Source organism: Hyunsoonleella sp. J2K-J805, assembly GCF_057167125.1.
In genome coordinates, this window is sequence record NZ_CM169901.1 from 501,902 (window position 1) to 515,843 (window position 13,942).

At 35.4% G+C, this 13,942-nt stretch carries 8 protein-coding genes; 2 read left to right on the forward strand and 6 right to left on the reverse strand.

The genetic code is table 11. From position 1 onward, the window contains the following. Window positions 1-143 precede the first annotated feature (143 nt). Window positions 144-3,056, forward strand: a complete 2,913-nt coding sequence (locus AC1B0Z_RS02290) for a serine hydrolase domain-containing protein (RefSeq protein WP_483793930.1) — start codon at window positions 144-146, stop codon at window positions 3,054-3,056. A gap of 12 nt (window positions 3,057-3,068) precedes the next feature. Continuing rightward, window positions 3,069-4,205, forward strand: coding sequence for an N-acetyl-alpha-D-glucosaminyl L-malate synthase BshA (gene bshA / locus AC1B0Z_RS02295; RefSeq protein ID WP_483793931.1), 1,137 nt, complete (start codon window positions 3,069-3,071; stop codon window positions 4,203-4,205). Between the two features lie 39 nt (window positions 4,206-4,244). Here bshA and AC1B0Z_RS02300 read toward each other — a convergent pair whose 3' ends face one another. From AC1B0Z_RS02300 to uvrA, 6 genes are all read right to left on the reverse strand, one after another. Then, window positions 4,245-4,718, reverse strand: a complete 474-nt coding sequence (locus tag AC1B0Z_RS02300; RefSeq protein ID WP_483793932.1) for a hypothetical protein — start codon at window positions 4,716-4,718, stop codon at window positions 4,245-4,247. A gap of 71 nt (window positions 4,719-4,789) precedes the next feature. Then, entirely contained in the window at window positions 4,790-7,201 is a 2,412-nt protein-coding gene (locus tag AC1B0Z_RS02305; protein WP_483793933.1) for an alpha-ketoacid dehydrogenase subunit alpha/beta, read from the reverse strand. A 157-nt stretch (window positions 7,202-7,358) separates the two neighbouring features. Beyond that, on the reverse strand, window positions 7,359-9,233 hold the full coding sequence (locus AC1B0Z_RS02310) for a hypothetical protein (protein ID WP_483793934.1): 1,875 nt from the start codon (window positions 9,231-9,233) through the stop codon (window positions 7,359-7,361). A gap of 89 nt (window positions 9,234-9,322) precedes the next feature. Further along, window positions 9,323-10,150: a gluzincin family metallopeptidase gene (locus tag AC1B0Z_RS02315; protein WP_483793935.1), complete on the reverse strand. Its 828-nt coding sequence runs from the start codon at window positions 10,148-10,150 to the stop codon at window positions 9,323-9,325. A gap of 136 nt (window positions 10,151-10,286) precedes the next feature. Then, entirely contained in the window at window positions 10,287-10,973 is a 687-nt protein-coding gene (locus AC1B0Z_RS02320; protein WP_483793936.1) for an LOG family protein, read from the reverse strand. A gap of 10 nt (window positions 10,974-10,983) precedes the next feature. Beyond that, window positions 10,984-13,815 carry an excinuclease ABC subunit UvrA gene (gene uvrA / locus AC1B0Z_RS02325; protein WP_483793937.1) on the reverse strand — a complete coding sequence of 944 codons (2,832 nt, stop codon included), beginning with the start codon at window positions 13,813-13,815 and terminating at the stop codon, window positions 10,984-10,986. Between the last annotated feature and the right edge of the window lie 127 nt (window positions 13,816-13,942).

The window sequence follows — 13,942 nt, forward strand, 5'->3', positions numbered from 1 at the left end:
TTCTATAATTAGTTATTATCTATAAACCATTATACCTTTCTATATAAAACTATCATAAAGTATTTTCCTCTTTTTTTTAAAAGTAGTATTTTGGCATGATTATTAATTACACCTATGTAACAATCGTGCTTAATTAATCCCCTATGCGCCATATCTTTTTAATCCTATGTTGTCTCTCATGCGTCATAAATGCGCAAGAAACTATTCACCCGCTAAAAACACCTGATGCTAAAGCCCAACAAAAATGGGTAGATAGTATTTACAACGCCATGTCTCTTAAGGAGAAAGTTGGTCAGCTTTATATGGTTCAAGTGATGTCCAATCAAAATGGAGCTACTAAAAATAAGATTGTAAATATTATTCATAAGCATCATATTGGTGGTATTATTTACTCTAATGGTGGCCCATACAGACAGGCCAGATTGAATAATGAACTACAAGCCGCATCAAAGATTCCAATGTTAATAGGAATGGATGCTGAATGGGGTTTGAGTATGCGTTTGGACTCAACCTATGCCTTTCCATACAATATGGCTCTGGGAGCTGTTAAAAACAATACACTCATAGAACAAACGGGTAGGCAAATAGGTGAACATTGTAGGCGTTTAGGTGTGCATTTTAATTTTGCCCCAGTGGTAGACATCAATACCAATCCTAAAAACCCAATTATCGGCAATCGCTCTTTTGGAGAGGATAGAGATAATGTTACCCAAAAGGCACTTGCATTTATGAAAGGGATGCAAAGTGCAGGAGTTTTGGCAAACGCAAAACATTTTCCTGGACATGGCGATACTGAGGCGGATTCTCACCATACCTTACCAACAATTAATTTTAATGCAAAACGCATTGATTCTGTTGAGTTATATCCTTATAAGAAATTAATTAAAGAAGGGTTGTCAAGTGTTATGGTGGCACATTTAAATGTGCCTAGTTTAGAATCAAGGGAAGGCTACCCTTCCTCGTTATCAAAGCATATTGTGACTGATATTTTAAAAAACTCCTTGGGATTTAATGGACTCATTTTTACAGATGCCTTAACCATGAAAGGTGCTGCGGATTTTGATGATACTGGAGATATTGATTTGGCTGCTTTCAAAGCAGGAAATGACGTAATGCTTATGTCTGAAGATGTGGGTATTGGTGTATCTAAAATCATTGAATCTTATGACAATGGGGAAATTACGGAAGAGCGTTTAGCACATTCGGTAAAAAAGATATTAATGGCAAAATATAAGGCTGGTCTTCACAATTATGAACCTATAGGCGCGTATGGTTTAGGTAAAGATTTGAATCGTTTAGAGGATGATATATTATCAGAAGAGCTTTATGAAAACGCCATTACCCTTGTCAAAAATGAAATGGACTTAGTGCCATTAACCCGATTGGAAACAAAAACTATAGCTTATGTAGGTCTCGGAGATGATGACGGCATGCCATTTTTTAAAGAGCTAAAAAAGTATACTAAAGTTCATAATATTAAGGCTGATAAGCTTGACGAATTGATGAATAAATTACAGTCATACAACACTGTGGTGGTAGGATTTCATCGCTCTGATGAAAACCCTTGGAAAGGTCATAAGTTTACCAACGAGGAACTAGTTTGGCTATACGAAATTTCAAGAACACATGATGTAATATTGAGCGTATTTGTAAAACCTTATGCCTTAGATGACATTAAGACTTTTGAGAATATTGAAAGTGTCATAGTAAACTATCAAAATAGTGAGATTGCACAACAGAAATCAGCGCAATTAATTTTTGGGGCTATTTCTTCAAAAGGAAAATTACCAGTATCCATCAGTCAATTTTTTAAAGCGGGCGACGGCATTGTAAATAATCCTATAAAGCGATTAGGTTATACGGTTCCAGAGCGTGTAGGAATGAGTTCAGAAAAATTAAAGAAAGTCGATTCGATTGCTAATGTTGCTGTAGATTCTATGATGACTCCTGGTATTCAATTATTGATAGCAAGAAAAGGAAAAGTTATTTACAACAAAAATTTTGGTAAACACACGTATTCAGGTAAAGAAAAAGTAACTTTTGAAGATATTTATGATGTAGCATCTTTAACCAAAATTTTAGCAACCTTACCGATAGTTATGGAACTGGAGGAAAAGGGCATTTTATCACTTAATAGTTCATTGTCCGAACTTTTACCGGAATATAGAGGGTCAAATAAAGCGGGAATTACCATAAAGCAGATGTTATCCCATTACGCAAGATTACGCCCCTGGGAACCTTTTTATTATCACACTTTAGATTCTATTACTAAGCGCCCTAGCGGAAAATATTATCGTACTGAAAAGAGTAAAAGATTCAATATTGAAGTTGCTAAGAATTTATATTTAAGAACTGATTATCAAGATTCTATTCAAAAAATAATAAAAGAATCAGAATTATTAGATCGTTTGCGTTACAGGTATAGTGACTTCCCTTATTATATTTTAAAGAAATTTATTGAAAAGCATTACGACAAAGGACTAGATGAGATAGCACAAACTCATTTTTATCAATCCCTTGGAGCAAATTACACCATGTATAACCCTTATCGTAAAATAAGTAGCCAACATATTATTCCAACTGAAGTTGACGATTATTACCGTTATCAAAAAATTCAAGGTTATGTGCACGATATGGGAGCCGCAATGCAAAATGGCGTTGGAGGTCACGCAGGTGTATTCAGTAATGCTAATGACGTTGCTAAAATTATGCAGATGTATTTGCAAAAAGGATTTTATGGTGGTAAGCGCTATTTAAGTCCTGCTACAATAGATAAGTTTAATACCTGTTATTATTGTGGTGATGATAATAGGAGGGGGGTTGGATTTGATAAACCTCAGTTAGACGAAGAAGGGCCCACTTGTGGTTGTATTTCGATGACAAGTTTTGGTCACTCAGGTTTTACGGGAACTTATGCTTGGGCAGATCCCGAGGAAGAAATAGTGTATATATTTTTGGCAAACAGAACGTATCCAAGTGCGGGAAGAAATCGGTTGCTGAAAGAAAATATAAGAACAGAAATCCAACGCTTCATATACGAAGCGATTATAGATTAACAGAATTTAGATATGACGATAGGCATTGTATGTTACCCAACCTTTGGTGGAAGTGGTGTTGTTGCTACGGAGTTAGGTTTAGAATTATCTAAGCGCGGACATGAGATTCATTTTATTACTTATAATCAACCTGTACGTTTGGAGCTAGTGAGCAATAATGTTCATTACCATGAGGTTAATGTCCCAGAATACCCTTTATTTCATTATCAGCCCTATGAATTGGCATTGTCTAGCAAATTGGTAGATATGGTAAAGCTGCATAACATTGAAATACTACATGTTCATTACGCCATACCACATGCCTATGCAGCTTATATGGCAAAAAAAATGATGCAAGAAGAAGGTATTCATGTTCCCATTGTAACTACGCTTCATGGGACTGATATCACCTTAGTAGGTAGTCATCCATTCTACAAACCAGCAGTAACGTTTAGCATTAATAAATCTGATGCTGTAACAGCTGTTTCTCAAAGTTTGAAGGATGATACTATGCGATTATTTGACATTAAAAACGATATACATGTTGTACCAAATTTTATTGATTTAGATAAATACAACCACAGTTTTACGGATTGCCAACGTGGGATGATGGCTGCTGATAATGAAAAAATTATTACACATATTAGTAATTTACGTCCCGTAAAGCGCGTTCAGGATGTGATTAAGGTGTTTTATGGTATACAAAAAGAAATGCCGGCAAAATTGATGTTTATTGGAGAAGGCCCTGAGAAAGAAAACGTAGAGCAACAATGTAATGATTTAGATATTTTGGATAAAGTGATTTTCTTTGGAAGAAGTAATGAAATAGACAAAATATTATGCTTTAGCGATTTATTTTTGTTACCCTCTGAAACTGAAAGTTTTGGTTTGGCAGCGTTGGAAGCTATGGCATCAGGGGTTGCGGTCATTTCCAGTAATACCGGTGGTATTCCAGAAGTGAATATAAATGGCTATTCTGGTTTTTTAAGTGATGTTGGAGATGTTGATAGCATGATTAAAAATGCACTACATATTTTAAAAGATGCGCAAAGACTAAAAACCTTTAAAGCCAATGCGAAAACCCAAGCAGAAAAATTTGACTTACATACTATCGTACCGCAGTATGAGGCCATTTACGAGGATACACTATCAAAATGTTTAGTGTTATAGATGATTAATAGTGATTTTTATAAAATTCACAATTAAATTTTACTCTAAATCCTCCAGCATTAAATTATAATCGTATTGCAAATCTTCATGCAATTTAGATATTGTTTTTTTAGCTAAGAGTATCTGGCGGTAATACATGTTTTGTAATTGGGTACTTCTTTTAATACTGGGTTTAAAATCTCTCAGTTTTTCGCAAAAATAAATGAGAAGTTCAACCTCTGTTTCCTTCTTCTGGGAATAGCGTATAAATTTTTTAACGTTTCGTAGTATCTTACGAATACTCTTTTTTATATAGTAGAAATTATTGGTATTTATTAGCTCAAACTCACTATCCATAAACCCCTTTACCGTTTGTATATAGCCCGTTTCACTGTGCGATTCAAATAAAAGATAGGTAAGAAGCTCTTTGTTTTCCTTTTTAAAGCGAGCCAATCGTAAACACAACTGTTGCAATTCTGCGCTGGAAAGCAGGTTGAGTTCTTTTTTTATATCAGGAAGATTTACGGCTTTCATTTTTTAATGATTAAATTATAAATAAAAACCCATAGCGTTGCTATGGTCTTCATAGTAATATTTTAGCTTTATTATCGGAGTTTCGGAAAATCAGTAGGACTCAATTCGTTCATAACGTCATAAACGGCCTCAAAAATATCCTCTGTTGATGGTTTTGAGAAGTAATCGCCATCATTACCATAAGCTGGTCTGTGTGCTTTTGCTGCCAAGGTTTTTGGAGCACTATCCAGAAATTGAAAAGCGTTTTGTTTATTAAGAATTTTATCCATAATGTAAGCAGAAGCACCACCAGGAACATCCTCGTCAATCACCATTATACGATTCGTTTTCGCTATACTTTTTACAATGTCATGATGAATATCAAACGGTATCAAGGATTGGATATCTATAACTTCAGCATCAATACCAACGGTCATCAATTGTTTTGCAGCTTCTTCTACTAAACGGAGTGTCGACCCATAAGAGACTAAAGTAATATCGGTACCCTCTCTAATGGTTTCAACCACACCAACAGGTGTTTTAAAATTACCCATATTTGTTGGCTGACGTTCTTTTAACCTATATCCATTTAAACATTCTACAACTAAAGCAGGATCGTCACTCTCTAAAAGCGTATTATAAAACCCAGCTGCTTTTGTCATATTTCTTGGCACTAACACTAAAACACCTCTTATAAGATTTAATATTCCACCCATTTGAGAACCAGAATGCCAAATACCCTCCAGTCGGTGTCCACGAGTTCTTATTATTAATGGCGCTTTTTGCCTTCCTTTAGTGCGATAATGGGTTGTGGCCAAATCGTCACTTATCACGTTTAGTGCATATAAGATATAGTCTAAATATTGAATTTCGGCAATTGGCCGCAACCCTCTTAGTGCTAATCCGATACCTTGTCCAATAATGGTAGCCTCCCTAATACCAGCATCGGTAACTCTCTGCTCACCATATTTAGCTTGCAGACCTTCCAATCCTTGGTTTACATCCCCAATATTACCAGTATCTTCTCCAAAAATAAGTACTTCGGGGTATTTACTAAAAATGACATCAAAATTATCACGGATGATGATTCTTCCATCTACCAGTTCTGAAGTATCGTTATAAACTGGTTTTACCTCCGTGACGTGTAGTGCAGACTTATCAGTTTCACAATATAAATGTGAACTAAATTCAGGCTGAACAGCTTCAAACCGCTCATTAATCCAGTGTTTTAATCTCGTGCCTTCCTCAGTAGTCTCACCAATAGCAAAGCGCAACGCTTTTCGGCCATGTGATAAAATATCTTTTCTCGTCGGTTCGTTTATAGGTTCTAAGGTGTCTTTAAGTTTTGAAATAAAAACGCCATTAGCACTCGACTTTGAGAGCCCGTGCAAAAGACCTACAAGTTCGTTACGCTCTTTCTTTATAGGCGCTAAGAAGGTATTCCACGCCTTTGTTCTTAATTGTTTTACCTCACGTTTTATAGTGCGTTCAATATTTGTGAGTGTTTCATTGGTTGCAATACCGCTCTCAATAATCCACTCTCGCATTTTTTTGTTGCAATCATGCTCTGATTCCCATTTTAAACGCTCTCCACTCTTGTAACGTTCGTGGGAGCCAGAAGTAGAGTGTCCTTGTGGTTGTGTGAGTTCAGTAACATGAATCAAAACGGGGACATGTTCTTCTCTGGCAATTGTTCCAGCTTCAAGGTAGGTCTCAATTAAATTGGCGTAATCCCATCCTTTAACCCTTAAGATTTCAAATCCTTTATTGTCTTTGTCTCTTTGAAACCCTTTAAGGATTTCAGAGATATTTTCCTTGGTAGTTTGATATTTAGCATGAACGGAAATACCATATTCATCATCCCAAATACTAGTGACCATTGGTACTTGTAGTACTCCAGCAGCATTTATGGTTTCAAAAAAAAGACCTTCGCTTGTGCTGGCATTTCCAATGGTGCCCCATGCCACTTCATTTCCATCCACTGAAAACCTTGAAGCATTCAAGCCTTTAAATTCCTTGAAGATTTTTGATGCTTGTGCCAAACCTAAAAGTCGTGGCATTTGTCCAGCAGTAGGGGAGATATCTGCACTAGAATTGTATTGCTTAGTGAGATCTTTCCAGTTACCATTTTCATCAAGACTATGCGTTACAAAATGACCTCCCATTTGGCGTCCAGCAGACATGGGCTCTAACTCTAAATTTGTATTGGCGTATAGTCCTGCAAAAAACTGCTCTACCGTTAACTCTCCGAGTGCCATCATAAACGTTTGGTCTCTGTAATAACCAGAACGCCAATCGCCTTTTTTAAAGGCTTTAGCCATCGCCAATTGAGGTACTTCCTTACCATCCCCAAAAATACCAAACTTAGCTTTACCGGTAAGTACTTCACGCCTTCCAAGTAAACTACATTCTCTGCTTGTAACTGCAACTTTATAGTCCTTTAAGACTTCAGCTTTAAAATCATCAAAGGATATATTATTTTTCAAGTTAGTGAGTGATTGCATGTAAGTTAGGTTAATAAGCGCATGCGAAATTACGAAATCTCAAAGAGTTTTGCAATTAAAACTTCTCTTAAAATTATGTGAAAAATATAATTTTGACGAAAAAAAAGACTTTATTTTTTAGTATTCTCAAAAAAAAATATCAAATAGTAATAATATGTTAATACCATCGTCTTCTGAATAGACCTAAAAGAGATTCTGGGTCAACGGTAAATTTGAAACGAATTTTCTGGTCGTAGTTTGGTTGTGCGATTTCCCAACCTAGGTTGGAGTAAACGGGAAAGTAAATTTCGAAATAATCTGTTACCAAGTTAATGCGAATACCTGAGTCGTAAACAAACTTTGGTGTGCTAAATTTATTTTTTACCAATCCAAAATCGCCATAGGCCAAAATATAGCGCCAAATACTAGTGCTTATATTTGCTGTACTTATCCACTGGTTGGCAAAAGCTACATCCAGCTCATCTAACTGAGACTTAAAACCACCTTCGGCTTCAATAAATTGCTGGCTAAAAATGCCTGAAGCTTCAGACCGCCCAAGATAGTTGTATTCAAAAAGATAGTCAGTCGGTCTATCTAAAGCAAAACTGAAATAATCCGAATCAATATTATTATTGTTTTCCAGAAAAATACCCGTAAAAAATCGTACATTTAATTGTCTGTTGCTTTCAAATAGTTTTCTAAATTCATAATTAAACGATACTTTACTAAATGTTCGTGCTAATTGAAAATCAGCATACCACTTGCTAAAATTGATTAGATTGTCATTAGACTGGATGTAGCGCGCATTGAAAACGGAATAGTTAGGTTCGTCGCTGCTATCCGGGTTTAGAGGATCCTTGTCACGATTAAAATCTAGAAACCTAAAACGTAGTAATTGTCTTTTATTGGATCTAAAATCATCATCTTCCCTAAATGAAAAGGAGATGGAAGGGGTTACGCGACTTACAAATAAATCTTCTGCATAAGACCTGTACGAGTAGCTTGCCCCATAAGTAATAGCAAATAAATTACGATTTTCAAGATAATGTGTCATTGATGCAAATGAACCTCCCGTTATTGTTTTAGAACCTAACGAGTATTGCGGTTGTATTTTGTACTTAAAGTTTCTGCGAAGTAAGGTGCCGTTGTACACTTTTGCTCCTAAATTCAAACCATCATAAATATTATTGAACTCAACGATTGGCATAAAAAACACCTGATTATAGTTGGGGTCCTCCACGTCCTGAAACAGCCTAAACTGTAATGGTTTGTTATTAAAAAAGAAACCCTTTAATGATTTCCAGTTATCTCTTAAATTAAACTCTGGAGCAGCATTGTTGTAGTTTAGCACCAGTTTGTTGGCATCATTTCTAGGTACGGTAATTGTTTTTTGTTTTTGAATATCTTCAACCCAGTATTTTGAAATCACACTATCATTATTCAAAGTGTATAGTGCTATTGGCATACTGTTATTGCGCTTATTCTTTATGGTTAGGGTAATAGAGTCCTCAGTTTTCTCAACCTTTTTTATTTTGAAGTCAATCTTTTTTCTAGTGTTTAGATAGTCCTCAAAAAACCAATCAATATCCTTATCTGTTCTTGATTTTAAGAAAATTTCAAAGTCCTTTGACGATGTTCGTTCGAGTTTATTTTCGTTTAAAAATGGTTTTATGGCATCTTCAAAAACATCATGATTGATGAAGTCGTCTAAATATTTTAACCCAATGCCAGCTTTGTATTTATTTGCAATATTACTATTGAATTTTAAAAGTGAATCCTTTTGCATGGTTAAAGGTTGGTCTCTATTGGTTCTTGCCATACTCATAAATCCAAGCGTGTACTTATCATTGTAGTGTAAATCTGCTGCATGAAACGATCTAATTCCCCAGATGTTGGCTAGTTTCCCTAAAAACTTCATATTTGGATAATTGTCCTCCACATATTTTATTAAAAAATAAATTTGAATACCATCCAAAAGCCAATGATCCTTTCTAGGATTAACCATTAAAATATTCTCTAGGTAATTATGTAATGCTACTTTTAGAAGGCGCATTTCATACTCAAAAGTATCAGAGAAGGGTTGTAGAAATTTTGGTAGGGCAGATAACCCGTAAACGGGGTCGTTTGCATTGTCAATTTCTGTTAGTAATAATTTTTCGTGCGGATAAAGGCCAGGTTATCGGTAATATAATTTATAATTTTTTCGTTTACGAGTACCTTTTCAACTACTTGCAAATCGTTATCATATAAGTCTGAAATTAATTCAATTTCATTATTCTTTATGGATTTAAATTTTGAGTTTTTGCTAAGGTATAGTTTGCTATTGATTCTATCTTTTCCGTGTAATACTGTTGTTGCATTTTCTGAATTTTGAGAAGACTCAATAACATTTAATTCTGAAGTTAACTTATAATCCTTAGGGTAGGTAAGTTCTAATTTTATATCAGATTTCGGCTTAAATAAATCATTTAAATTTTTGTTGCTATAGTATTGCCATTCAGAATCATAGATTGCTGGAGTGATATACCAGTATCTTAAGTTGAAATCATTATCTTTGGTGTAGCCATAACTGGTAAATTCATCACTTGGAATTTTTAAAACATAGTTTAGCTCTATGTTGTAGGCTTCATTTGAAACTAAAGGCTCAGGCAGCTTAACTTTAATAATGTCAATCTGATTTTTCAATCTGGAATAAACTAAGGTATCCTTGTTTTGAACAATAGCATTAATCTTTGTATATCCGCGTTGTTGGTCATTAGCTAAATGAAATCTATTGATGTATTCATCTGCTAACCTTATGGCCAAATCTGTTTTTTTACTGGAATAGCTATGATTCCAATCATGTAGATAAATAGAATGAAGCGTATCTTTTGAAGTGTTTTTATAGGTAATGGTTTGAGAAACGGTTATTAGTCTTTTCTCCATATCAAATCTGGCTGTGATACCCATTTGATTTTGGCCATAACCCATAAAACAACAGGTTATCAAAAATAAGTAAGTTAAAAAACTGAACCTCAAATTATTATAGTTTATAAGATTTGTGACAAGGTGCGATAATATAATAAATTATCTTTTGCTAGTCTTGACTTTTAGATATGGTACTAATTTAGAAGTTGGGCGTTAATCTTGATTTTTGATAAAATGTATCCAAGATTTCAATAACGTCATCTTCAGTATCAACTAAGTGAATTAGCTCCATGTCTTTTGGACTAATATTCCCATTTCTCTCCAACAGAGTAGTTTTAATCCAATCAATTAGTCCTTGCCAAAAGCGTTTCCCTACAAGTATTATGGGGAATTTTTCAATTTTATGTGTTTGAATCAATGTCATAGCTTCAAATAGTTCGTCTAAGGTTCCAAACCCACCAGGCATTACGACAAAACCCTGTGAGTATTTAACAAACATCACCTTTCTTACAAAGAAATAGTCGAAATCCAAACTTTTATCGGAATCTATATAAGGGTTGTCGTGCTGCTCAAAGGGAAGGTCTATATTTAAACCTACGGATGTGCCTCCGCCTAAATGAGCACCCTTATTACCTGCCTCCATAATTCCTGGACCTCCACCGGTAATGACACCGTAACCTGATTCTACTATTTTTTCAGCAACTTTTACAGTTAACTGATAATATTCATCCTCTGGCTTTGTTCTTGCAGAACCAAAAATAGATACACAGGGGCCTATTTTGCTCATTTTTTCAAAGCCTGTAACAAATTCGCCCATAATTTTAAATATGGCCCAAGAATCGTTAGTTTTTATTTCGTTCCAGCTTTTATGTCTTTGCTCTTTCATATATAAAATCTTAATTAAGTTCTTTCTCTAAAAATTTAGCGGTGTAACTTTTTTTGTCTTTAATGATTGTTTCAGGAGTGCCCTCTGCAACTATTTGTCCTCCGCCTTTACCGCCCTCGTATCCTATGTCAATAATATGGTCTACCGTTTTTATAACATCTAGATTATGCTCAATAATAAGCACTGTATTGCCTTTGTCTACCAATTTATTCAATACAAGCATTAATACTCTGATGTCTTCAAAATGCAGTCCAGTTGTGGGTTCGTCTAAAATATAGAATGTGTTTCCCGTATCTCTTTTGCTCAATTCTGTAGCCAGCTTAATGCGTTGGGCTTCTCCACCAGACAATGTAGTACTTTGTTGCCCTAAAGTGATGTAGCCTAAGCCAACATCTTGTATGGTTTTTAGTTTCTTGAATATTTTCGGAACATGCTCAAAGAATGAAACTGCTTCATTAATGGTCATATCCAAAACATCACTAATATTTTTGCCCTTATAGCGAATTTCCAAGGTTTCTCTATTGAAACGTTTGCCTTGGCAGGTTTCACATTCTACATAAACATCGGGAAGAAAATTCATTTCAATAACTCTTAAACCCCCTCCTTTGCAAGTTTCGCATCGACCGCCAGCAACATTAAAACTAAATCTACCAGGTTTGTAGCCCCTTATCATTGCCTCAGGAACTTTGGCGAATAGACTTCTTATTTCATCAAATGTTTTGGTATACGTAGCGGGATTACTTCTTGGAGTTCTACCAATGGGCGATTGATTAATATCAATAACTTTATCAATGTGTTTTAAACCTTTAATGTCCTTATAAGGCATTGGTTTTTTTACACCGTTAAAATAATATGCATTTAAAATAGGGTAGAGTGTTTCATTGATTAAAGTAGATTTTCCACTACCCGAAACACCGGTTACCCCAATCATTTTTGCTAACGGAAATTTTACTGATACATTTTTTAAATTATTGCCAGAGCATCCATTTAACTCCAGGAATTTCCCATTGCCTTTGCGCCTGGTTTTTGGCACTTCAATTTCTTTAGTGCCATTCAAATAATCAGCGGTAAGCGTATTATGAGACTTCAATTCTTCAGGATTTCCAATACTAATAATTTCGCCACCATATTTACCAGCTTTAGGGCCAATATCCACAACATAATCTGCACGTTCAATCATGTCTTTGTCATGCTCAACAACAATTACTGAATTACCTATATCTCTCAGTGCAACCAATGAATTAATAAGCTTTTGATTATCCCTTTGGTGCAGGCCAATACTCGGCTCATCTAAGATGTAGAGCACACCAACCAGTTGCGATCCTATTTGTGTAGCAAGCCTAATACGTTGCGCCTCTCCACCAGAGAGTGATTTTGAGCTTCTGTTTAGTGACAAATAATCCAAACCAACATCTAGTAAAAATTGTAAGCGGGCTTTTATTTCCTTAAGGACTTCTTCGGCTATTTTATGTTGTGTGCTTGACAGGTGATTATGTAAATCGTTAAACCATTCTGTGAGCTCAATTATGTCTGTATTAGCAAGTTCTGCTATGTTTTTGCCGTTGATTTTAAAGTACAAGGACTCCTTCTTTAATCTTGAGCCTTCACAAACAGGGCATTTTATTTTGTCCATATACCCTTTTGCCCAACGTTTTAAAGACGTAGAATCTGCCGTTTTGTATTGATTTTCAATGAAGTTGGCAACACCTTCAAAGTCTATTTTATAATCACGAGTAACCCCTAATGTTTTACTTTCAACTGAAAATTTTTCATTACCTCCATAAAGTATTACTTGTTTAGCCTCTTTAGGAATATCCTTGAATGCATCGGTAAGCTTAAAATTGAAACGTTGTGCAATAGTTTCAAACTGTTTAAAGATCCAACTTTTCTTTTCTGGCCCGTGCGGCGCTAATGCTCCATTTTTAATTGATAAAGAATCATCAGGAATAATCTTTTTCTCATTAACCTGATACAACTCTCCGATACCATTGCAATTAGGGCAAGCACCTTTTGGGGAATTAAATGAAAAGTTGTTAGGCTCTGGGTTTGGGTATGATATTCCTGAGGACGGACACATTAAATTTCTACTAAAATAGCGCGCTTCATCTGTATCTTGATCAATCACCATCAAAACATCATCACCATGATACATGGCTGTATTGATACTTTCAGAGAGCCTTTTGTCGTTATCTACCTCTTGGTTAACAACCAATCGGTCAATTACTATTTCAATATCATGGGTTTTGTAGCGGTCTAGCTTCATGCCCTTTGCAAGGTCTCTAATCTCACTATCGGTTCTTACCTTAACAAATCCTTGTTTTGCAATTTGCTCAAAAAGCTCTCGGTAATGTCCTTTTCTAGAACGCACCACAGGAGCGAGAATATTGATGCGCTTACTTTTAAAATCTTTTAAAATAAGTGCTTTGATTTGCTCATCACTATAACTTACCATTTTATCGCCAGTGTTGTAGCTGTATGCATCACTGGCACGAGCAAACAATAAACGCATAAAATCGTAAATCTCCGTAACTGTTCCTACGGTAGAGCGTGGCGATTTATTAGTGGTTTTTTGTTCTATGGCAATCACTGGTGATAAGCCATCAATTTTATCAACATCAGGACGTTCAAGCCCTCCTAAAAATTGTCTTGCGTAAGCAGAAAATGTTTCAATGTATCTTCGTTGTCCTTCCGCATAAATAGTGTCAAAGGCCAATGATGATTTCCCACTTCCTGATAACCCAGTAATCACCACCAGCTTTTCTCTAGGTATGGAGACATCTATATTTTTCAGATTGTGAACGCGTGCACCTTTTACCTCAATTTTTTCTTCAAACTCAGTCATAGCAACTAAATTCTGCCCGTTATGAGACAGATTTGCGAAGTTACGTTTTTTGAGTTTAAAAATAAAAGGGAGTTGATGTTATAAAAGCGTTAAAACTATGATTTAGATTGTACTGGGTAATTCAACT

What these genes read in the sequence shown, in the direction of transcription:
- AC1B0Z_RS02290 (WP_483793930.1), top strand. Translation starts at nt 144, where the DNA reads ATGCGCCATATCTTTTTAATCCTATGTTGTCTCTCATGCGTCATAAAT.
- bshA (WP_483793931.1), top strand. Translation starts at nt 3,069, where the DNA reads ATGACGATAGGCATTGTATGTTACCCAACCTTTGGTGGAAGTGGTGTT.
- AC1B0Z_RS02300 (WP_483793932.1), bottom strand. Translation starts at nt 4,718, where the DNA reads ATGAAAGCCGTAAATCTTCCTGATATAAAAAAAGAACTCAACCTGCTT.
- AC1B0Z_RS02305 (WP_483793933.1), bottom strand. Translation starts at nt 7,201, where the DNA reads ATGCAATCACTCACTAACTTGAAAAATAATATATCCTTTGATGATTTT.
- AC1B0Z_RS02310 (WP_483793934.1), bottom strand. Translation starts at nt 9,233, where the DNA reads ATGCGCCTTCTAAAAGTAGCATTACATAATTACCTAGAGAATATTTTA.
- AC1B0Z_RS02315 (WP_483793935.1), bottom strand. Translation starts at nt 10,150, where the DNA reads ATGGGTTATGGCCAAAATCAAATGGGTATCACAGCCAGATTTGATATG.
- AC1B0Z_RS02320 (WP_483793936.1), bottom strand. Translation starts at nt 10,973, where the DNA reads ATGAAAGAGCAAAGACATAAAAGCTGGAACGAAATAAAAACTAACGAT.
- uvrA (WP_483793937.1), bottom strand. Translation starts at nt 13,815, where the DNA reads ATGACTGAGTTTGAAGAAAAAATTGAGGTAAAAGGTGCACGCGTTCAC.